Below are 22333 nucleotides of genomic sequence, written 5' to 3'. Positions count from 1 at the left end.
TTTCGGCGGCGCAAGGTAGAAAATGATGTTGATTCATGCAAACGTTTGCATGAAGGAAATTTTTATCCCGTATTGGCCGAAGCTGCCTTATCCTGTGCAACCTTTGCATTAATCTTTGCACTAACTATTGCGGTGAGCGGCGTGGGCTACAGCCAGTGCGGCCTCACTTTACTTCTATTTCGTGGCTAAAAAACGCGCCTCCATTACGGACCTAGCTCAGCAGCTCAATATTTCCGTCTCGACGGTATCGCGAGCGCTCAGCGGCCACAGTGCCATCAGCGAAGCGACCGTTAAACGGGTAACCGACCTAGCCAAGGAGCTTGGCTACCAGCCCAATAGCCTGGCCTCGGGCCTGCGCAAAGGCCGCAGCAACATGCTGGGGGTGATGGTGCCACACATCGACGGCAATTTCTTTTCGCAGGTAGTCAAAGGCATTGAGGCCGCCGCTAGCAAGGCCGGCTACCACGTGCTCATCTGCCAGTCGAACGAGGATGTAGTGCACGAGCGCGCCAACGTGGAAATCCTTATGAATGCCCAGGTGGAAGGCATTCTGGTGTCGCTTTCGCGCACTACCCGCGAGGTAAAGCACTTCGAGAAAGTGCGCAAGCGGGATATTCCCCTGGTGTTTTTCGACCGTATTCTGGCCGGCTACGATGTAAATGCGGTGGTGCTCGATGACCGCGCTGGCGGCTACCGCGCCACCAAGCACTTACTGGAGCAGGGTTACCGGCGCATCGCGCATTTCAGCGGACCCCAGCATTTGAACATTTATAAATATCGCCGCCAAGGCTACGAAGACGCCCTGCGCGAGTACGGTCTGCCGGTGGCGGAAGAGCTTACCATCTTAGGCGATATGAAGATGGATGACGGCAGTGACGGGATGCGGCAACTGCTGGCCTTACCCCAACCGCCCGATGCGGTGTTTTCGTGCAGCGACCTTTCGGCGGCCGGCGCGCTGCAAGTGCTCAACGAGCGTGGCCTGCGCGTGCCCCAGGACATGGGCCTGGTCGGTTTCAGCAACGAACTATTTTCGTGCCTTACAGTGCCCCAAATTACCTCCATCGACCAACACTGCGAGCTAATGGGGCGCTCGGCTACCCACCTGCTACTGCAAGTAATGGAGGAGCGCGAACAGCACTATGCCCCGCGCCATGTGGTATTGCAGCCTGATTTATTTGTGCGGGCCTCGTCTTTGCGCCTCGGCCAAGAAGGATAGGACAACTAAGCTAGCCCCGGAGCCCTGGCGCATTTTTTCTGAAAAATGTGCAAACGTTTGCACTTGCGTTTGCTACCTTCGCGCTGTCTTTTCCCACTCGTCGCGCTTTTTTATGACTTATCCGCCCCGTGCCCGCTGGGGACTAGCTGCGCTAGTGCTGTGCGAAGCCAGCGCCGTGGCACAACCAGCTACCGCCCCCGCGCCGCTGGCCCCGCTAGCTTACCGGGAATTAGCGCCCGGTGCCATTCAGCCTGCCGGCTGGCTGCGCACGCAGCTGGGCATTATGCGCGACCACAGCACGGGTCACCTCGACGAAACCTACCCCAAGCTACGCGATAAAAACGGCTGGCTCGGGGGCACCGGCGACGGTTGGGAAGAAACTCCCTATTGGCTTGACGGTGCCATATCGCTGGCCCACCTGCTTCAGGATAAACCCTTGTTGGCCAAGGTACAGCGCTACGTGGACTGGTCCATTCAGCACCAGCGGCCCTCGGGCTACTTCGGCCCGCTGACCAAGGCCGAGCAAGCAGCCGGTAAGCTGCTTGATGTGCAAGGAACTCAGGGCGAGGATTGGTGGCCGCGCATGGTCATGCTCAAGGTGTTTCAGCAGCACTACCAAGCCACTCACGATGCGCGAGTGCTGCCTTTCCTGACCCGCTACTTTCGCTACCAGTTGGCCAACCTGCCGGCCGCACCGCTGGGCCAGTGGAGCGAGTGGAGCACCGTGCGCGGCGGCGATAACCTACTGGTGATCTATTGGTTATACCGGCAAACCGGCGAGCCGTTTCTGCGCGAGCTGGGCGAGTTGCTTTACCAGCAAACCACGCCCTGGACGGCCCTGTTCGCGGACCGCGACTGGGTGATGGAAGCTGCCGCCAACCAAACCGATGCCCACTGGATGAACCGCCACGGTGTGAACGTGGGCATGGGCTTGAAGCTGCCCGTGGTGTACAGCCAAGCCCACCCCGAACAGCCTGCGCTGCCGCAGGCGCTACGTACTGGCTGGCAAGACATTATGACGCTGCATGGCCTGCCCACCGGCATGTTTTCGGCCGATGAGGACTTGCATGGCAACTTGCCCACCCAGGGCACTGAGTTGTGCGCGGTGGTCGAAACCATGTACTCGCTGGAGCAGGCTGCCGCCATTACCGGTGACGCTACCTACCTCGACGCGCTGGAACGCATTGCCTACAACGCCCTACCTACCCAAACCACCGACGACTACGAAAGCCGCCAATACTTCCAGGTGGCTAACCAGGTGCAGGTGCAGCGGGGTGTACTCAACTTTTCGCTGCCCTTCGAGTACGGGATGAACAATGTTTTTGGGCCCTATGCCGGCTATACCTGCTGCACGGCCAACATGCATCAGGGCTGGACCAAATTTGCGACGCACCTCTGGTACGCCACGCCGAGTCAGGGTGTAGCGGCCTTAGAATATGCGCCCAACGTGCTGACGACGAAAGTAAATGGTAACGTGCCGGTGACCATTCGGGAAGAAACTGCCTACCCCTTCGGCGACGAAATTAACTTTGTTTTCGACCTGAAAAAGCCCATCGCATTTCCGTTGGTGCTGCGCGTGCCGGGTTGGTGTGCCGAGGCCACGGTGCTGCTCAACGGCCAATCGCTGCGCACCGACAAGGGCGGCCAGGTTATCACTCTGGCCCGCACCTGGCGGCCCGCCGACCACCTCACGCTGCGCCTGCCCATGCCGGTGCGCACCAGCAGCTGGGCCCGCAACTCGCGCACCCTGGAGCGCGGCCCGCTGGCCTACGCCCTTCAAATTAAGGAGCAGTGGCAGGAAGGCCAGCAGGCCCAGGAAGGTCGCTACTTTACTCTCACGCCCGGCAGCCCCTGGAACTACGGCCTGCCCCACGCCGTGGTCGAGGACCCCATTCTCGCCACTACCGTGGCCGCTAAGCCGCTGGCGGCCAGTGCCAACGGATTTTACTGGAACGCGGCCAATGCGCCCATTACCCTCACCGTCAGCGGCCGGCGCTTGCCCGCCTGGCAGCTCGATGAGGGGGTAGCCCCGCAACCCGTTACGCCCCGCGATGGCCTCTATAAGGGGCCCGTGGACTCCACCCTTGAAACGCTCACGTTTATCCCCTACGGTTGCACCAAGCTGCGCGTGGTGGCCTTACCCATTATTCCCTAGCCTATGGTTTCTGGTAAAATATTGTTCGTGAGCGCGTTGCTAGGTATTAGCCACCTGGCGGGCGCGCAGGCCCCGGCCCCACGCACCTTTACGAACCCGCTGAAGGTGAATGGCCCCGACCCGTGGATTATCCGCCACGGCGGCTATTACTACTACACCAATACGATGGGTAAGAACCTGACCCTCTGGAAGTCAAAACTCCTGGAAGGGGTGAAGGACGCGCCCGGCGCGGTGGTTTGGACGCCGCCGGCCACCGGCCCCAACTCCACCCAAATTTGGGCGCCTGAGCTGCACTTTTTCGCTGGGAAATGGTACCTCTACTATACGGCCTCTGACCAGGCCAAGGCGGGGGATGACACGCGCTACGTGTTTGTGTTAGAAAATGCCAGCCCTGACCCCACTACCGGCACCTGGGTAGACAAGGGCCGCGTGAACACGAAATACAGCGGCCTCGACGGCACCGTGTTTGAGCACGGCGGCCAGCGCTATTTTGTGTACTCGGCCTACGTGGGGCCGCAGAGTGTGCTGGCCATCGCGCCCATGAAAAACCCCTGGACGCTCGACGCCGCCCGCGAAACGACCATTGCTACCCCCACCCAGAGCTGGGAAAAGGGCGGCGGCCGCCAGATTTTGGAAGGCCCCGAGTTTCTGGCTGGTAAGAAAGGGCAGCTCTTGCTGGTGTATTCGGCCAGCGCCTGCTGGGACGATAATTACGCCCTAGGAATGCTCACGGCCCGGCCCGGCGCCGACCCGCTCCTGGCCGCCTCCTGGGTAAAATCGCCGGAGCCCGTGTTTCACCCATCGGCCGAGAATGGCGTGTGGGGCACCGGCCACAACGGCTTCACCACCTCGCCCGACGGCCGCGAAAGCTGGATTATCTACCACGCCAAGGCGGCGGCCGATGGCAAGTGTGAAGGCCGCAGCTCCCGCGCCCAGCGGTTCAGCTGGCGGCCCGATGGCTCGCCCGATTTTAGCGTGCCCGCTGCGCTAGCCACGCCCCAGCCCGTGCCCTCGGGCGAGTGAGCCCGCTAGTTTGCGCGGGCTACCGGTGAGCAGCTCGCAGGTTTCGGGCGTCTCCTTGCCACTACGCCGGGGCGCATTGCACCTACTTTATTTCCTACCCCCCTCTTTTTTCCTCTTCCCACATGAAAAAACTATCCATGCTGCTGCTGGGCTTGTCGCTGCTCGGCGCCCCGCTGGCCCAGGCCCAGAAAGTTAAGACCAAAACCAAGGGTACTGCCGCCATGCTTGCCCCCAGCCAGGCCGGCCGCTGGTCGGCCGACAAGGCCAACGCCTGGTACGCCGCCCGGCCCTGGATGACGGGCGCCAACTTCATCCCCAGCACCGCCATCAACCAGCTCGAAATGTGGCAGGCCGCCACGTTTGACCCCGCCACCATCGATAAGGAGCTAGGTTGGGCCGAGGGCATCGGCTTCAATACAATGCGCGTGTTTTTGCACAGCCTGGCCTGGAAAGAGGACCCTGCGGGCTTCAAAAAGCGGATGAACGACTACCTGGCTGTCGCCGATAAGCACCACATTGGCACCATCTTCGTCTTCTTCGATGACTGCTGGAACAAGGACTCGCACATTGGTACCCAACCCGCGCCCAAAACCGGTATCCATAACTCGGGTTGGCTACAGGACCCCGGCGACCCGGCCTCGCGCGACTCGGCTACTTTTATGCAGCTGCGGCCCTACGTGACCGACGTGCTCACCAGCTTCGCTCATGACAAGCGCATTGCGCTCTGGGACTTATATAACGAGCCTGGCAACCAGGGCAAGAGCACTGCCTCCCTGCCACTGGTGCGCAACACCTTTGCCTGGGCCGAGGCCGTGCGCCCCGACCAGCCCTTAAGCATGGGCATCTGGAACCTGGATTTCCAGGCTCTCAACACTTATCAGGCGCTGCACTCCGACGTGATTACCTACCACAACTACGACGAGGTGCCGGCCCACCAGCGCGAGATTGAACTGCTCGAAACCCACGGCCGGCCGCTCATCTGTACCGAATACATGGCCCGGCCCCGCAACTCGCGCTTTGTCAATATCTTACCCCTGCTCAAAAAGTACCGCGTAGCGGCCATTAACTGGGGCCTCGTGGATGGCAAAACCAATACTAAATACGCCTGGGATACACCCCTGGCCGATGGCTCGGAGCCCAGCGAATGGTTCCACGAAGTTTTTCGCAAAGACGGCACGCCTTACCGTCAGGACGAAACCGACCTGATTAAGAAGCTGAACAGCAAGCCCTAATAGCTGGTGCCCAGCAATAAGAAGCCCCTACCCTCCCTTTCGGTCAGGAAGAGAGGGTAGGGGCTTCTTATTGCCGGGCCACCGCCGCCCCAGCGCTCAGCTATACAACGCCTGCTGAAACGCGCGCCGGTACTGCAGGGGGCTGTGCTGCCGCTGCGCCTTAAAGAGCTTGTTGAAGTACGAAACGTCGCGAAAGCCGCTGTCGTAGCAAATTTCAGCCACCGCCTTATTGGTGCTCACCAGTTGCTGCGTGGCGTACTGCAAGCGGTACTCAATCATCACTTCGACGAAGGTTCTGCGGGTCAAATTCTTGAAATATTTGCAAAAGGCATTAGGAGTAAGATGGGCTACCTCTGCCACCTGCGCCAGGGTGAGGGGCCCCCGAAAGTGCTCGACCAGGTAGGCCATTACCCGGTGGTAGCGCTCGCGCTCGGCGGGTGCTAAGGTGCCCACCCGCTGCTGCGCGTCCAACACTTCGTAGTGCGGGGTACTAGCCAGCGCTTGCAACAGGCCCAGTAGGGCCTGCAGGCGGCGAAAAGGATCAGGCTCCTGCCCGAGTTGGCGTAGCGCGGGCCGCAGGTGCTGGCCGGCATCGGGAAAGTGTAGGCCATTGGCGCTGCGACGCAGCAGCTGCGCAATGGCGTGCATTTCGGGCTTGCCGAAAAACACCTCCCCCAGACACTCGTGGGTGAACTGCGCCACGACCGACACCGACGCGGCCCGCTGGAGGCCGGCCGGGGCCGTTTTCCAGCAGTGGGGCAGCTGCGCGCCGACCAGCACTAAATCGCCGGGGCCGTATTCGGCCACGTGGCTGCCCACGTAGCGCCGGCCCCGGCCCTGCACAATGAGGGTCAGCTCATACTCGGGGTGGTAGTGATAAGGAGCTGTGAAGACCTCCTCGGCAAAAGTGCGCACCGAAAAGGAAGAGGCCGCATTGGGGGCGACGGCCTCGTAAGCAGCTTTGAGCATGGGTGTAGAAGGGTGAGAAAATGGGGTAGGAGCGGGGCGTCAGGATAATATACACCAAGAAATGGCCAATAAAGTTATTTTTTTTCGGTGAGAAATGCCGGTGCTTTGCCTTGGTAAAACCCAAGCAATTCACTGGCTATGACTATTTATCCCGAAGACCTGCCCGCCCTGGCCGAGAGCAAGCGTCTGAGTACCACTCAAATTCAGGAATTCCGGACGCTGGGCCACACCCTCACCCGCGGCGTGCTCTCGCCCGCCGAGGTGGCCGCCTACCGCCCGGTCATTGAGCAGGCCGCCGAATGCTACAACACCGAGGCCCGGCCGCTGGCGGCGCGCGATACCTACGGCAAGGCTTTTTTGCAAATTATGAACCTATGGCGCGCCGACGAGCGGGTACGCCGCTTTGTGCTGGCCCGGCGCTTTGCCCAGCTGGCGGCCGACCTACTGGGCGTCGAAAACGTGCGTATCTACCACGACCAAGCGCTGTTTAAGGAGCCCGGTGGCGGCCCTACCCCCTGGCACCAGGACCAGCACTACTGGCCCCTCGACACCACTAACACCATCACCATGTGGATGCCGCTGGTGGACATCGATGCTGACATGGGAATGCTCACCTTCGCCTCGGGCTCGCACCGGCGGGGGGCAGTATTCGACCACGAAATTTCCGATACCTCGGCAGCCGAGTTTGACCGCTATGTGCGCGAAAACGACTTCCCCGTGACGCGGGCCGCCACCATGCGGGCCGGCGATGCCACCTGGCACTACGGCTTTACCATTCACCAGGCCCCCGGCAACCAATCTACCCAAATGCGCGAGGTGATGACCATCATTTATCTCGCCGACGGGGCCCGCGTGGTAGCGCCGCATCACCAGGCGCAGCACAACGACCACGCCCGCTGGCTCCAGCACCTGCCCGCCGGCGCGCTAGCAGCATCGGAGCTGAATCCACTGGTTCTGTAGGGTTTGGCGATTAAAAATTATCAACCAATAAGTTACAAACAAAGAACGTCGTGCAGCTCGTCTTTTTTTGCCCACACTGGGGCCAGGAGCACCTGCAGCCCGCCGAGTTTGTGGCCCGCGTGCAGGCGGCGGGCTACGACGGGGTGGAGATGGTAGTGAGTCCCAACCCGGCCGAGCGGGCACGCTGGCAGCGGCTGCTGGCCGACCACCACCTGCTCTTCATCGGGCAGGTGCTGGAGGCAGGGCGGGGCAAGGGCTTTACCGAACACCTGGCCGAAACGGAGCTATACCTGCGCAACGCCACTACTATGCAGCCGCTGAAAATCAATTCCTTCACCGGCCGCGATTACTTCAGCTTCGAGCAAAACAGCGCTCTCATCCGCCGCACTACCGAGGTGGGGCAGGCACTGGGCGTGCCGGTGGTGCACGAGATTCACCGGGGCCGCTTCACCTACAGCGCGCCGGCACTGCTGCCCTACCTGGCTGCGTTTCCGGACCTGCGGCTGAACGCCGATTTCTCACACTGGTGCTGCGTGAGCGAGTCGTATTTGCAAGCGCCCGAGCTGGCCCACTGCGTGCGCCAGGCTCTGGGCCGGGCTGATCACCTGCACGCCCGCGTGGGCCACCCACAGGGCCCCCAGGTGAGCGACCCGCGTGCCCCCGAGTGGGACGAGGCGCTGGGCATTCACCTGGCCTGGTGGGACGAGCTGGTGGCCCGGCACCGGGCGCAGGGCACCGCCTGCTTCACCATTACGCCCGAGTTTGGGCCCGCCCCCTACCTGCCCGCGCTGCCCCACACCCAGCAGCCCGTGGCCGACCAATGGGAGCTGAACGCCTGGATGCTGGCGCTGCTGAAGAGCCGCTACGCCCCCGAAACAGCCGTTCCGCTGCCCGCTGAAATAGTGAAAAAAGCGGAATCAGCTCCACTGGCCTTCCCCTAAGCGCCGGGCGCTGCCTGATTGCCTCTGGCAAACTCCCGATTGCCTTCCTACCCTTGCCCTCCCTTCCCACCCACCCTATGCGCAACTTTACGTTATTCAGGCTAAGCCTTGGCAATAAGCATTTTAACTTAATTAAAATCCTCACGGGCTGCTGGTTAGTGCTACTGCTGGCGGGCAGCCGGCCCGCACTGGCGCAGGCCGTGGCCCCGCGCTGGTCGCCGGAAAAAGCCGCCGCCTGGTACAACCAGCAGCCTTGGCCCTGCGGCTTCAACTACATCCCGGCCAACGCCATTAACTACACGGCCATGTGGGACAAGACTAGCTTCTCGCCTGAAGTGATTGACCGCGAGCTGGCGCTGGCCGCCACCACGGGCTTCAACTGCGCGCGGGTGGTGCTGCAATACGCCGTGTGGGCCGATGACCCGGCGTATTTCCGGCAGACCTTCGGCCGGTTTCTGGCCATTGCCGATAAGCACCACATCCGGGTGATGCCGACTTTGTTCGACGACTGCGTGTTCAACGACCAGGTGGACCCCAAAATCGGCAGGCAGCCCGAGCCCGTTATCGGCTGGTACGCCTGGGCGTGGTCGCCGAGCCCCGGCCACACGCTGGTGGCCGACACGACTTCCTACCCCCGGCTGGAAAAGTACGTGAAAGACGTAATGACCACCTTCCGCACCGATAAGCGGGTGCTGCTCTGGGACTTGTACAACGAGCCCACCAACGGCGGCCTGGGGGCCAAAAGCCTGCCGCTGGTGCGCGGCGTGTGCCGCTGGGCGCGGTCCGTGGACCCGGTGCAGCCCATCAGCATCGGCTACTGGTCGGACAATGCCCCGCTGCACCGCCTCATCGAGGCCAACGCCGACGTGACCACCTTTCACAACTACGGCACGGCAGCCAAGATGCGCGAGGAGATAAGCAAATTGGCCCAGCTGCACCGCCCCCTGATTTGCACCGAGTGGCTGAACCGCCCCCGCGGCTCGGACGTGGAAACCGTACTACCTATCCTCTACGAGCACAAAGTGGGGGCCCTAAGCTGGGGCCTGGTCAACGGCGAAACCCAGACCCACCTGCCCTGGGGGCACCGCCCGGGCGGTCCCGAGCCCACCGTGTGGCAGCACGACCTGTACCACAACGACCTGACGCCCTACCGACCCGAGGAGCTGGCCACGTTTGCCCGGCTCATACAGGATTCCAAAACCAAGGCTTACCGGCAGCAGCACGCGCAGGTAGCGGTGGCGCCAGGGGGGTAGGGCCCTCGCCGCCCTACCCCCTGGCGTGGGCGCTGCTTTAGTCCCGTTTTTCCCATTTCACCCTTCTTTCCCCACCCATTTATGAAAATAATTGTATCCGCCGTAGTGCTCCGCCTGAGCCACCCGCTGGCGGTGGGCGCCGCCCTCAGCGGGGGCCTAGGCCTGGTAGCGCCCCTGGCCGCCGTGGCCCAGACCACCCGCACGGTCAAGGGCACCGTAACCGACGAAACCGGAGCCGGCCTGCCCGGCGTGACGGTGGTGCTGAAAGGCACCTCGACCGGCGCCTCGACCGATGCCGAGGGCAAGTACTCCATCGCTTTGCCCAACGGCACGGGGGTCATCCGCTTTTCCTTCGTCGGCTACACCGAGCAGGAACTGGCCATTAACGACCAAACGACGGTGAACATCAAGCTCGTGGCCTCGTCCAAGGCGCTCGATGATGTGGTGGTGGTGGGCTACGGCACCCAGCGCAAGGAAGACCTGACCGGCGCGGTAGTCAGCGCCAATATCGAGTCTTTCCGCAACCAGCCCAACACCAACATCACGCAGTCGCTGCAGGGCACGGTGCCGGGCCTCAACGTGGGGCAGATAAGCGCGGCAGGCGCCAACCCCAGCATTCAGATTCGCGGGGCCACCACCATCAGCGGCAATGCCAACGTGCTGATTGTGCTCGACGGCATCATTTTCACGGGCGCGCTCTCGTCGCTCAACCCCGACGACATTGCTTCGGTTGACGTGCTCAAGGATGCCAGCTCCACGGCCGTGTACGGGGCGCAGGCCGCCAACGGCGTGCTGCTCATCACCACCCGGCGCGGGCGGGCCAATCAGAAGCCCCGCTTCAACTATTCGGGTTACATTGCCGGGCAGCGGCCCACCGTGAACCTGCACCCGCTCAACCGCGACCAGTACTTGCAACGCATTAAGGACCTGACGTATCTGCAGGCCTACCTGCCACCCGACTACACCACGCCCAACCCGGCCTACAACCTGGCAGCCAACGTGGACCGCTCGGCCCTGGATGCCAACAACCAGATATTGCCCAATGACTACGACTGGTGGGGGGCGGGCACCCAGACGGGCTACGTGCAAAACCACGAGGTGAGTATTTCGGGGGGTAGCGACAAAACAACCTACCTGTTCTCAGCGGGTTACAACAAGCAGCGGGGCTTTATCAAAAACGACGACTTCAACCGCAAAACTGTACGGGTGAACCTCGAAACGCAGGTAACCAATTGGTGGAAGCTGGGCACGCAGTCGTTTGCCTCCATCAACGACTACAGCGGGGCCGAGCCCTCGCTGGCCGACCTCGTGCGGGCCTCTCCCCTGCTCACGCCCTACGATGCCAACGGCAATATCATCCCGTTTCCGGACGGCACGGTGAACCCCAACCCGTTCAACACCTACAACGTGGCCGACTACGATAAGCGGCTGAGCTTTTTCGGGAATTTCTTTTCCGATATCAGCGTGCCGTTTGTGAAGGGCCTGAACTACCGTACCAACTTCGGCAACAACTATCGCAACGACAGCCACTACTACGCCAGCCAGTACGACGCCGGCCTCACCGGTCGCGCCTACAAGGATAACAACCAGTACTACGAATCCACATTTGATAACATCGTTACCTACAACCGCAACTTCAACGAGAAGCATGACTTCACGCTGACGCTGCTCTACAGCGCCATCAAGCGGCAGTCCAACCACACGCTGGCAGATGCCATGGGCTTTTCCAACCTCACGCTGGGCTACAACAGCCTGCAGCAGGGCGCCATCCAGCGCAACTCTTCCGATGGCTACCAGGAGACGCTGAACGGACAGATGGCCCGCCTCAACTATAAGTTTCTGGACCGTTACCTGCTCACGGCTACCATCCGGCGCGACGGCTTTTCGGGCTTTGCCACGAACAATAAGTACGGCGCGTTCCCGTCGGCGGCCCTGGGCTGGATTATCACCAACGAGCCTTTTTTCAAGCAGTCGTGGGTGAATTTTTTGAAGCTGCGGGCTGGCTACGGAGCCAGCGGCAACCTCACCAGCCGCTACTCCTCGCTGGCGCAGGTATCGGCGGGGGCCGCCTACGTGTTCGGCGACGGGGGCAGCACGCAGTTTGGCCAGCAGGTGCAAACGCTTTCCAACCCCAACCTAAAGTGGGAATCGACTAAGGGCTTCAACGTAGGCCTGGACTACGTGCTGCTGAAAAACCGCATTTCCGGCAACGTGGATGTGTACAGCACCAAGACCAGCGACCTGCTCTTCGACGTGAACATCCCCGGTATCACGGGCTTCCAGACGGTGCGCACTAACGTGGGGCAGGTCAGTAACAAGGGCATTGAGGTGACGCTGACAACCGCCAACATCGCTACCCCCGCCTTCAAGTGGAACACGACCTTTAACGTATCATCCAACCGCAACAAGATTCTGAAGCTGGTGGGGCTGGGGCTCGATGCCAACGGCAACGGCACGGAGCAGGATTTGGTCAACAGCAACCTGTTCATCGGCAAGCCCATCCAGACCATCTACGACCTGCAGGTGAACGGCATTTACCAGCTGGGCGACAACATTCCGGCCGGTTACTACCCCGGCACCTACCGGGTGGTAGATGCCAACGGCGACGGCAAGTTTACGCGCCTCGACGACCGCGTGTTTATTGGTAACCAGGAGCCCTCGTACCGCTTCAGCGTGCTGAATACGTTTGACTACAAGGGCTTTACGCTCACCGCGTTCATCAACTCGGTGCAGGGCGGCAAAGACAGTTACCTGGGGGCCAACTACAACGGCATCGGCAGCGTGCTCAGCGACAACTCGCGCCGCTTCAACTACTTCAGCGACATCGACTACTGGTCGCCGAGCAATCCCAATGCCGAGTACCCGCGCTCGGCCGTGGGCCCGGCCCTGGCCCCGACCGTGTACCGTAGCCGCAACTTCGTGCGCCTGCAAAACGTGTCGCTGACCTACCATTTCGGCAAGGCGCTGACCAGCAAGCTATCGGCCGACAATTTAAGTGTGTTTGTGAGCGGCAATAACCTGATTACCTGGACGAACTGGAAAGGCTGGGACCCCGAAACGGGCGTGGGCCTGGTCGACAACTTCGGCGCATTCAACAATGCCCGCCCCGTGCTGCGCACTTATTCGACCGGGGTAAACATCACTTTTTAACGGTTTAAAACCATGAAAACCCGCTACAAACTGCTGCTGCCGTTGCTACTGCTCAGCGCCACCGCCTGCAAAAAAGAGTTTCTGGACGAGCAGCCCTTGGACTTTCTCAGCACCACCAATTCTTACAACACGCTGGCCAATTTTCAGGCCGCCACCAACAACCTCTACAGCCTGGTTCGCATCGAGTTCTACACCCGCAACGAAACCGCGCCGATGGATTATCTCTACGGCACCGATATCGTGTTTGACGGCTCGCCCTCGGTGGACCGCTTTACCAACTACGCCGCCACACTCGACCCTTCAGCCACGCTCGCCAACACTCATTGGCAGGGGCTGTATAAAATTGTGGCCGAGGCCAATACGATAATCTCACGGCTGCCGACTTCAGCCGTGGGCGATGCCGACCAGAAAGTGGTGGAAGGCCGGGCGCGGTTTTTCCGAGCCTTCGCCTACCGCACGCTCACGTATATGTATGGCGACGTGCCGCTGGTGACGGCGGAGGTAACGAGCGCAGCCTATAACTACACCCGCGCGCCGCAAGCCGACGTGTATAAGCAAGCCATTGCCGACCTGACGATTGCGGCGGCTAACTTGCCTGGTCCCACAGCCGTGCGCGACGGCGAAATTAGCAACGCCGCCGCCCAGCACCTACTGGCCGAAGTGGCGCTGGCGGCCGGGCAGTACCAGCAGGCCGTGACGGCCGCCACGGCAGTTATTGGCGACCCAAATATGAAGCTGATGCGTGCCCGCTTCGGCTCGACTGCCGGGGTAATGCCCGGCGACGTGTACTACGACCTATTTCGGCGTAACAACCAGAACCGCTCGGCCGGCAACACGGAAGGCATCTGGGTGGTGCAGTTTGAAACCGACCTGCCGGGCGGCAGCGCCACCTCAACCGGTTTCCTGGGCTCGGCCCTCTATGAGCGGCACTTCGGAGTGGGGCTGGGTAGCTTCGTAACGGGTGGCGTATCGCCCTTCCGCTGGCCCACCGGCGACTTGCACGGCGGCCGAGGCGTGGCACTGGGCCTCTCGACCAAGTACTTCTCCAATACCATCTGGGCCAGTGACTTCACCACCGACATGCGCAATGCTAACCACAATTTTGTGCGCGTTTTCACCTATAACAACCCCGCTACCCCGGCCTACTACGGCAAGACGGTTTCGACTGAGAGCCCACCCGCCGACGTTGTTGTGCCCAGCCGGCCGTTTTCGGCCTACCAGTCGAAGGTGACGACGCCGGGCCAGCACCCGGCCGCTCTCTATATCGACCCGGCTACACTCTACCTCAAGTCGAGCGCCGGCGGCACCTACGCCGACCAGTACATGTTTCGGCTGCCCGAAACGTACCTGATACGCGCCGAGGCCTACCTGAAGCTCAACAACCTCACCGCCGCCGCCGCCGACCTCAACTTCGTTCGGGCGCGGGCCAATGCTTCGCCCGTGGCGCCCGGCAGCGTGAACATCGACTACATCCTGGATGAACGGATGCGCGAGCTGGGCGTGGAAGAAAAGCGCCGCCTCACGCTCATGCGCCTGGGCCTGCTCTACGACCGGGTGAAGAAGTGCAACCCGTACTACGCTGATATTCAGCCCCGATTCAATTTGCTTCCCATCCCGTCTTCGGAGATTGAGCGCAACCGGGAAGTGAAGCTGCCGCAGAATCCGGGCTACTGAGGGGTAGGGGCACTATTGGCCTAGGGCGCGAAAATATTCACAACTAAGTGCTTAGATGATAGTTAATTTTGAGTGGCCGCTTACTCGCCTGCTCCGGCTCCTGGTCAGCGCCACGCTGGCTTGCCTGGCCACGCCTACCCCCGCCCGGGCGGCCCCCGTGCGGCCCATCGTAGTCAACGCCACCACCGACGGCACGGCCTTCCGACTGGCCCAGGGAGGAAGGTCAGCCCCCATTTTTGTGGACACCGCCGATGCCGAAGTAGTGCATATTGCCGCCCGCTGCCTGGCCGCCGACGTGGCCAGCGTGGCGGGCACCCAACCCACCGTGTCAACCCAGCCGCCCAAGCCGGCCGATTACGCCGTTTTTATGGGCACGTTGGGTCGTAATGCGCTGATTGACAAGCTAGTAGTGACGCATAAAATTGACGTGGCCGGCCTGAAAGGCCAGTGGGAATCCTACAACATATTGACGGTGGAAAACCCCGTGCGGGGCATCAAGCACGGGCTGGTGCTGGTGGGCAGCGACCGGCGCGGAACGGCCTACGCGGCCTTCACGCTGGCCGAGGCCCTGGGCGTGTCGCCTTGGCAGTGGTGGGCCGACGTGCGGCCCGCGCACCAAGCGGCGTTGTGGGTGCGGGCCGGCGCGCACCCGCAGCCCGCGCCGGCAGTGAAGTATCGGGGTGTGTTTCTCAATGATGAGGACTGGGGCCTGCAGCCCTGGGCCGCCAAAACCTATGAACCCGAAACCAACGACATCGGGCCCAAAACCTACGCCAAGGTGTGCGAATTGCTGCTGCGCCTGCGGGCCAACTACCTGTGGCCGGCCATGCACCCCTCCACTAAGCCATTCAACTCGTTTCCGGGCAATAAGGTGGTGGCCGACCAGTACGCCATCGTGATGGGGGCCTCGCACCACGAGCCCATGCTGCGCAACACCTACGAGTACGACGAAAAGCAGCTAGGGCCCTGGAACTACGCCCGCAACCGCCAGCATATCTACGACTTCTGGGACCAGCGAGTCGTTACCAACGGCAAGTACGAAAACCTCTACACCGTGGGTATGCGCGGCCTCAACGACAGCGGGATGCCGGGCGAAAACACCACCGCCGCCAAAATCAAGGTGCTCGAAGAGGTGTTTGCCGACCAGCGCCGGATGTTGGCCCAGCACGTCAACCCCGACCCGACCAAAGTGCCACAGGTATTCGTGCCCTACAAGGAAGTGCTGGACCTGTACCGCAGCGGCCTTAAAGTGCCCGACGACGTGACCCTGATGTGGGTGGATGACAACCATGGCTACATCCGCCAACTCTCAACGCCGCAGGAGCAAAAGCGCAGTGGCGGCAGCGGCGTGTACTACCACCTCTCGTACTGGGGCGAGCCCGAAGACTACCTCTGGCTGAGTACTACCGCCCCCGCGCTGGTTTGGGAAGAGATGACCAAAGCCTATGACTACCAGGCCCGTACCGTGTGGTTGGTGAACGTGGGCGACCTCAAGCCCGCCGAAATCGGCACCGAGTTTTTCATGCGTCTAGCCTGGGACCCGGACCAGTTTCGCCACTTCAACCAGCTCCACTACTTGCAGGCGTGGGCCGCGTGCACCTTCGGGGCGGCGCAGGGGCCAGCTATCGGGCAGGTGCTGGACGAGTATTACCGCCTGAACTCGGTGGCGCGGCCCGAGATGCTGCAGCCCACCCGCACCGGCTTCAGCGCCGTGGCCTACGGCGACGAGGCCGGGCAGCGCCTCGCGGCCCTGGCCCGGCTGGTGCGGCAAACCGATTCGCTCTACGCCCAAACCGAGCCCCGGCTCAAAGATGCCTTTTACGAGCTGGTGGCCTACCCCGTGCGCGCCGCTAGCTTAATGAACGTCAAGACCTTGCAGGCCGAACGCAGCCGCCTCTATGCCGCTCAGGGCCGCGCCAGCGCCAACCGTTACGCCGCCGAAGCCGAAGCGGCATTCGCCCAAATCAAGCGGGAAACTCAGTTTTACAATACCCAGATGGCTGGCGGCAAGTGGAACCACATCATGTCGTACCAGCCTCGCGACCGGGCCGCCTACCAAATGCCGCCCGTGGGCCACGTAGCGCCCGGCCCGGCGGCCGGCCTCAGGGTGGCCGTGGAGGGCACCGAAGCAGTGGCTACCGCGCCCAGCACGCTACCTTCCTTCACCGCCGGGCTAGCCGAACAGCATTTCTTCGACGTATTTGACACCGGCCCCCCGCCGCTGGCCTGGCAAGCCACGGCCAGCGCGCCTTGGATTCAGCTCAACCCAGCCAGCGGCACCGCGGCCGACGAGGCGCGGGTATGGGTGCGCGTGGACTGGGCCCGCGCGCCCGCTGGGGCCACCCTGGCGGGCACCGTCACGGTGCGCGGCGCGGGGGCCAGCCGGGTAATCAGCCTTACCGCCAACCGGCCCGTCGGACTAGTTGATTTCAAAGGTTTTATCGAAGAAAACGGAGCAGTGGCCATTGAGGCCGCGCACTTCTCGCGGGCGCGGCCGGGCGCGGCCGCTGCCTGGACGGTAGTGCCCGGCCTGGGCCGCCTGGGCGATGCCGTGACACCGCTGCCGGCCACCGCGCCCAGCCTCGACACCACGGCGGCGGCCCTGCGCCAGGCCCCGCGCCTAGAGTATGACTTGCAGTTGTTTACGCCCGGTCCGGTGGCCATTACGGCGTATTGCCGGCCCACCCATACCATTCATGCCGGGCGCGGGCTGCGCTACGCCATCGCCCTCAACGACGAGCCGCCCCGCATTGTCAGCCTCGAATCGGAAGAATACAGCCAGGTGTGGGCGGGTAATATCCTGCGCACCGCCGCCCTGGGCCAGAGTCAGCACCGCGTGGCCGCGCCCGGCCGCCAGGTACTGAAAATCTGGATGGTGGACCCCGGCGTGGTGCTCGATAAGCTGGTGCTGCGCACGCAACCGCAACCGCTGCCGCCCAGCTTCCTAGGCCCCCCCGAAACAGCCTACCCCGCCGCCCGATAGCAAGTCAAGGGCGCGGCACCCTAGCGAATGGTTATTTTTAGAATCTTGGCATCCAATATGTTAATCAGAATAATTGCCTTCCTGATGCTGCTTGCGGGCGCGGCCCCGGCCGTGGCCCAGCAGCACCCGGCCATGTATTACAGCGACAGTACCCACCGGGCCAATCCCACCGCCAAAGACCCCAGTGTGGTACGCTTCCAGGGCCGCTACCTGCTGTATTATTCCGTGCCCGTCACGCCCGAGCAGTGGGGCATCGGCATTGCCGCCTCCACCGACCTCACCCACTGGACCAAAGTCGGGGAGATTCCGCCAACGCAGGAGTACGAGAAGAAGGGCCTCTGCGCGCCCAATGCACTAATTATTAATGGAAAGATAAATCTGTTTTACCAAACCTACGGGACCGGCCCCAAGGATGCCATCTGCCACGCCGTCTCTACCGATGGCCTGCACTTCGTCCGCGATGCCTCCAACCCGGTTTTTCACCCCACCGGGGCCTGGACGGTGGGCCGCGCCATCGACGCAGAGGTGGTCGCCTTCCGCAACCGCTACTTTATGTACTTCGCCACCCGCGACCCCGCATACCAGATTCAAATGCAGGGCGTGGCCGCCACCAGCAGCCTGCAAACCGACTTTGGCCATGCCGCCTGGCAGCAACTCGCCGACTCGTCCATCCTGCGCCCCCGGCTGCCTTGGGAAACCAAGTGCATCGAAGGCGCTACGTGCTTGCGGCGCGGCAAATGGCTCTACATGTTCTACGCCGGCGGCTATAATAATGAGCCCCAGCAGATTGGCGTAGCCCGCAGCCGCGATGGCGTGCGCTGGACCCGTCTCTCCGACCAGCCTTTCCTACGCAACGGCCCGCCCGGCTCCTGGAACTCCAGCGAGTCGGGCCACCCCGCTATTTTCCGCGACGACGACGGGCGCACCTACCTCTTTTATCAGGGCAATAATGACCATGGTCGCACCTGGTATTTTTCCAAAGTGGAAGTAAAGTGGCAGCACAACCAGCCCTATTTGGCGGATGCTGGGGCAAAATAGTCGCCCTGCCTGGTACCTCACCCCCGCGCAGTAAGATTCCTCTATATAAGTCCCCCCCAATGCGCCCAACCGCCCTCCTCCTGCTCCTCACCAGCACCAGCACCTTATTACTAGACGTGGCCCGCCCCTCCCCGCCGCTCTACAAAAACCCCCGCGCCCCCATTGCCGACCGCGTGCGGGACCTGCTTGGCCGCATGACCCTGGAAGAGAAGGTGATGCAGATGGTATGCATTAACTACGAGCGTAAGGACACGCTCTTTACCAAGGAGCGCCGGCTGGATGAGGGCCGCATCCGGCGCGGCTACCCCGACGGGCTGGGGCAAATCGCGGTGGCCAGCAAAATCCAGAATGTGGAGCTGGGCGCGGCCGAAAATGCGCGGGTCAGCAACGAGCTGCAACGCTACTTCGTGGAGAAAACCCGGCTGGGTATTCCCGTGGTGATTCACGAGGAGGGCCTGCACGGGCTGGCGGGCAAGGGCAGCACCAGCTTCCCGCAACCCATTGCACTGGCCGGCACCTTCGACCCCGCCCTGGTGCGGCAACTCTACGCCGTGGTGGGCCAGGAAACGCGCAGCCGCGGCGCGCACCAGATACTCTCGCCGGTAGTGGACGTGGCCCGCGAGCCGCGCTGGGGCCGTTGCGAAGAAACGTTTGGCGAAGACCCGTACCTGGTGGGCGAAATGGGCGTGGCCGCCGTCAACGGCCTGCAGGGCGACGGCACGTACCACGATAAAAAGCACGTGCTGGCCACCCTCAAGCACTTCGCGGCCCACGGCCAGCCCGAGGGCGGCACTAACACGGCCCCCGTCAACGTGTCGGAGCGCCTGCTGCGCGATGTCTTTCTCTACCCCTTCCAGCAGGCCGTGGAGCGCGCCCACGTAGCTAGCGTGATGGCCTCCTACAACGAAATTGACGGGGTGCCCTCGCACGCCAACCGCTGGCTACTGACCGGAATATTGCGTCGCGAGTGGGGCTTTAAAGGCTACGTGGTGGCCGATTACTTCGGCGTAAAAGAGCTGAACTGGGGCGACGGCCACGGCCACAAAGTGGCCGCCGACTTCGCCGACGCGGCACGGCAGGCGGTGAACGCCGGGGTCAATATCGAGCTGCCCAACCCCGAAGCCTACCCCTCGCTGGTGGCGCTGGTGCGCAGCAAAGCCGTGCTCGAAGCCCGCATTGATACGCTGGTAGCCAAGCTGTTGGAATACAAATTCCGGCTGGGCTTGTTCGAGGACCCCTACGTGGATGCCAAGGCCGCCGAGCGGGCCAACGGTACGCCCGCCGCCACCCAGCTGGCACGCCAGGCCGCCCGCGAGGCCATCGTGCTGCTCAAAAACGACCAGCAGGTGGCCCCGCTTGATTTGGCTAAGTACAAGACCATCGCCGTTATCGGCCCCAATGCCCGGCGCACGCTCTTCGGCGAATATAGCGGGCAGCAGCGCTACTTTGTGAACGTGCTCGACGGTATCAAGCAGCGCGTGGGCTCGCGGGCTAAGGTGCTGTACAGCGAGGGCTGCAAAATCACCGTCAGCGAGGGCTGGTTTGAGGATAAAGTGGTGCTGCCCACCCCCGAGGCCGACCGCCAGAGCATCGCCGAAGCCGTGAAAGTGGCGCAGGAGGCCGATATTATCGTGCTGGCGGTGGGTGGCAACGAGCAGACTTCCCGCGAAGCCTGGTCGCTCACGCATATGGGCGATCGCGCCGACCTCGACCTAATTGGCCGCCAGAACGAGCTGGCCGACGCGCTGGCCGCCACCGGCAAGCCCGTGGTGTCGGTGGTTATCAACGGCGCGCCGCTCGCCTTCGTCAACCTCAGCCAGAAGTCCACTGCCCTGTTCGAATGCTGGTATCTGGGCCAGGAAACCGGCAACGCCATCGCCGACGTGTTGTTTGGCGACTACTCGCCGGCCGGCAAGCTTAGTATGTCCATTCCGCGCTCGGCGGGCCAGCTACCGGTGTTCTACAACTACAAGCTCACGGCGCGGCGCGGCTACGCCTTTGCCGAGGTGTCGCCGCTCTACCCCTTCGGCTTCGGCCTGAGCTACGGGCAGTTTACGTTTAGCAAGCCTCAGCTGACCCGGCCCGAAATCGGCCCCGCGGACTCTACTACTGTGTCGGTAACGGTGCGCAACGCGAGCAACCGGCCGGCCACGGAAATCGTGCAGCTCTACATCCGCGACGAGGTCAGCTCCGTCACTCGGCCCGTGAAGGAGCTGAAAGGCTTTCAGCGCGTTACGCTGCAACCCGGCAAGAGCCAAGTAGTTACCCTGCCCATCACCCCGGCCCGACTAGGCTTCTACGACCTGAACTACAAGTACACCGTGGAACCCGGCGAGTTTACATTGATGGTGGGCAACTCGTCGCGCACGGAGGACTTGCAGACCACGACGCTGCGCGTACGCCTAACGGATAAGTAGCTCATCTACAGTCTTTAGTCCATGCTGTACCCAGCCGGTCCGATACACACATCAGAGTGCAGCGCATGGCAATTGCTAGGTCAGGAATGTTCCGGCCTAAATGCAGGGCGATTAGCTGTAGGCCAGTTAAAAAATAACGACGAATGAATGAATAATGTGGGTAGCTGGAGTTGAAAGAATAAGCTCCCAACGGCTACTGCACCAGCGACACTTGCTGGGCAGTGCTCACCCCACCCACGATGGTCGTCTGATAGGTTTCCAGCCCGCGCTCGTAAAAACCCTAAAAATCAGCCGCCATGCCTGCCACGAAACTGCCCACATGCGCTACTTCCACCAGGTTGAGGGTGCAGCTGCCAGAACCACTGCCTATCATGGGAAAACCACTGCCCATCAGAGGGTGTTGTAAAACAAATGGGGTAAAACCTCCGACTCAGGCGCACCGCTACTTAATTTTTATTATTAACACTCTGTTTGAAAACATGTTACCTGGTATGTGACCGAAACAATAGTCTTAACGTTCGTTTTAACTAGCTTTTTTCGATAGCATTAAGGGACGTGTAAAACTATCGTCCCCCGCGAACGGCAGAATCTGAACCAGCAGGCCACCCGACTTAAAACGCAACGGCATGCCTACCAGCATAGGTATCAGCCGGATGCGCGCACGCTGGACCGGTTAACGGCCCGAGTACAACTACTTGAGCAGCACTTGCAAGCAGTAGACCAAGACTAAGCCGCCCTGCTGGCTGCCGAACTGGAATTGACGCACAAGTTGGCTTACCTAACCAGCGTACCGGGTATTGGCCTCACCACGGCTATCGTGGTGGTCGCCGAAACCAACGGATAGAAAACGAGCGTCAACTAGCTTCCTACGCTGGGCTAGACATGGTGCAGCGCCAAAGCGGCCTCTCGGCTGGGGCCACGCGCATATCCTGCCGCGGTAATGTACGCTTGCATACCACCCTCTACTTGCCCGCCGTCAGCAGCCTACGCTTTAATTCGCAGCAAATCGCCTTTCACGCCCGGCTACGGGCGCGCCAGCCTAGTGGCAAGCCCTGTGTCATTGCCGTCATGCGTAAACTACTGTTACTCCGCTACTCACACTGGAAGAACGACTGTGCCTATGACCCGCATTATCATCCGGCCCATTGCTTAGAAAAAGAAGTAGCCCCGACCAGTTGAAAGGCCGAGGCTACACAGGATGAATCGACTGGCTCTCCTTAGAAGAATCTAACGGTAAAAAACTTGCCCAATTCTTTGCTTTTTATCACAGTATCTCCTATTGCACCCGACTACCTCATAATCAAGCTCAGCAGTGTTTTATG

At 61.7% G+C, this 22333-nt stretch carries 14 protein-coding genes; 13 read left to right on the top strand and 1 reads right to left on the bottom strand.

Annotation, left to right across the window (positions count from 1 at the left end; all coding sequences use genetic code 11):
* The first annotated feature begins 181 nt into the window (after positions 1-181).
* The 4 genes from LC531_RS21530 to LC531_RS21515 all read left to right on the top strand — a co-directional run bounded on the left by LC531_RS21530 (position 182) and on the right by LC531_RS21515 (position 5626).
* Positions 182-1216 (top strand): LacI family DNA-binding transcriptional regulator, encoded by a 1035-nt coding sequence (locus tag LC531_RS21530; protein WP_223654215.1) that lies wholly within the window; start codon positions 182-184, stop codon positions 1214-1216.
* A gap of 112 nt (positions 1217-1328) precedes the next feature.
* Complete coding sequence (locus LC531_RS21525) at positions 1329-3371, top strand: beta-L-arabinofuranosidase domain-containing protein (RefSeq protein ID WP_223654213.1); 2043 nt, start codon at positions 1329-1331, stop codon at positions 3369-3371.
* 3 nt (positions 3372-3374) lie between these two features.
* Complete coding sequence (locus LC531_RS21520) at positions 3375-4394, top strand: glycoside hydrolase family 43 protein (protein WP_223654211.1); 1020 nt, start codon at positions 3375-3377, stop codon at positions 4392-4394.
* Positions 4395-4516: 122 nt separating this feature from the next.
* Positions 4517-5626: a glycoside hydrolase 5 family protein gene (locus tag LC531_RS21515; RefSeq protein WP_223654208.1), complete on the top strand. Its 1110-nt coding sequence runs from the start codon at positions 4517-4519 to the stop codon at positions 5624-5626.
* Positions 5627-5722: 96 nt separating this feature from the next.
* On the opposite strand, the gene LC531_RS21510 is transcribed toward LC531_RS21515, so the two are convergent.
* Positions 5723-6595 (bottom strand): AraC family transcriptional regulator, encoded by an 873-nt coding sequence (locus LC531_RS21510; RefSeq protein ID WP_223654206.1) that lies wholly within the window; start codon positions 6593-6595, stop codon positions 5723-5725.
* 138 nt (positions 6596-6733) lie between these two features.
* Here LC531_RS21510 and LC531_RS21505 point away from each other — a divergent pair, with 138 nt between their 5' ends.
* The 9 genes from LC531_RS21505 (at position 6734) to LC531_RS23055 (ending at position 22190) form a co-directional block, all read left to right on the top strand.
* A complete protein-coding gene (locus LC531_RS21505) occupies positions 6734-7555 on the top strand; it encodes a phytanoyl-CoA dioxygenase family protein (RefSeq protein WP_223654204.1) in 822 nt (273 codons plus the stop codon).
* Positions 7556-7605: 50 nt separating this feature from the next.
* The gene (locus tag LC531_RS21500) at positions 7606-8496 is read left to right on the top strand and encodes a sugar phosphate isomerase/epimerase family protein (RefSeq protein ID WP_223654202.1); all 891 of its coding nucleotides are present in this window, start codon (positions 7606-7608) and stop codon (positions 8494-8496) included.
* A 77-nt stretch (positions 8497-8573) separates the two neighbouring features.
* Positions 8574-9749, top strand: a complete 1176-nt coding sequence (locus LC531_RS21495; RefSeq protein WP_223654201.1) for a glycoside hydrolase 5 family protein — start codon at positions 8574-8576, stop codon at positions 9747-9749.
* Positions 9750-9830: 81 nt separating this feature from the next.
* The gene (locus LC531_RS21490) at positions 9831-12899 is read left to right on the top strand and encodes a SusC/RagA family TonB-linked outer membrane protein (protein ID WP_223654200.1); all 3069 of its coding nucleotides are present in this window, start codon (positions 9831-9833) and stop codon (positions 12897-12899) included.
* A gap of 12 nt (positions 12900-12911) precedes the next feature.
* Positions 12912-14573, top strand: a complete 1662-nt coding sequence (locus LC531_RS21485; RefSeq protein WP_223654199.1) for a RagB/SusD family nutrient uptake outer membrane protein — start codon at positions 12912-12914, stop codon at positions 14571-14573.
* Between the two features lie 55 nt (positions 14574-14628).
* On the top strand, positions 14629-17556 hold the full coding sequence (locus LC531_RS21480; RefSeq protein WP_223654198.1) for a glycosyl hydrolase 115 family protein: 2928 nt from the start codon (positions 14629-14631) through the stop codon (positions 17554-17556).
* A gap of 57 nt (positions 17557-17613) precedes the next feature.
* Entirely contained in the window at positions 17614-18594 is a 981-nt protein-coding gene (locus tag LC531_RS21475) for a family 43 glycosylhydrolase (protein WP_223654197.1), read from the top strand.
* 59 nt (positions 18595-18653) lie between these two features.
* Positions 18654-21011 (top strand): glycoside hydrolase family 3 N-terminal domain-containing protein, encoded by a 2358-nt coding sequence (locus tag LC531_RS21470; protein ID WP_223654196.1) that lies wholly within the window; start codon positions 18654-18656, stop codon positions 21009-21011.
* A gap of 882 nt (positions 21012-21893) precedes the next feature.
* Entirely contained in the window at positions 21894-22190 is a 297-nt protein-coding gene (locus LC531_RS23055; protein WP_416139092.1) for a transposase, read from the top strand.
* Positions 22191-22333: the final 143 nt, after the last annotated feature.

Origin of the sequence: Hymenobacter psoromatis, from assembly GCF_020012125.1 — a bacterium.
Taxonomy (GTDB): domain Bacteria; phylum Bacteroidota; class Bacteroidia; order Cytophagales; family Hymenobacteraceae; genus Hymenobacter; species Hymenobacter psoromatis.
This window is presented reverse-complemented; position numbering and strand designations above follow the sequence as displayed.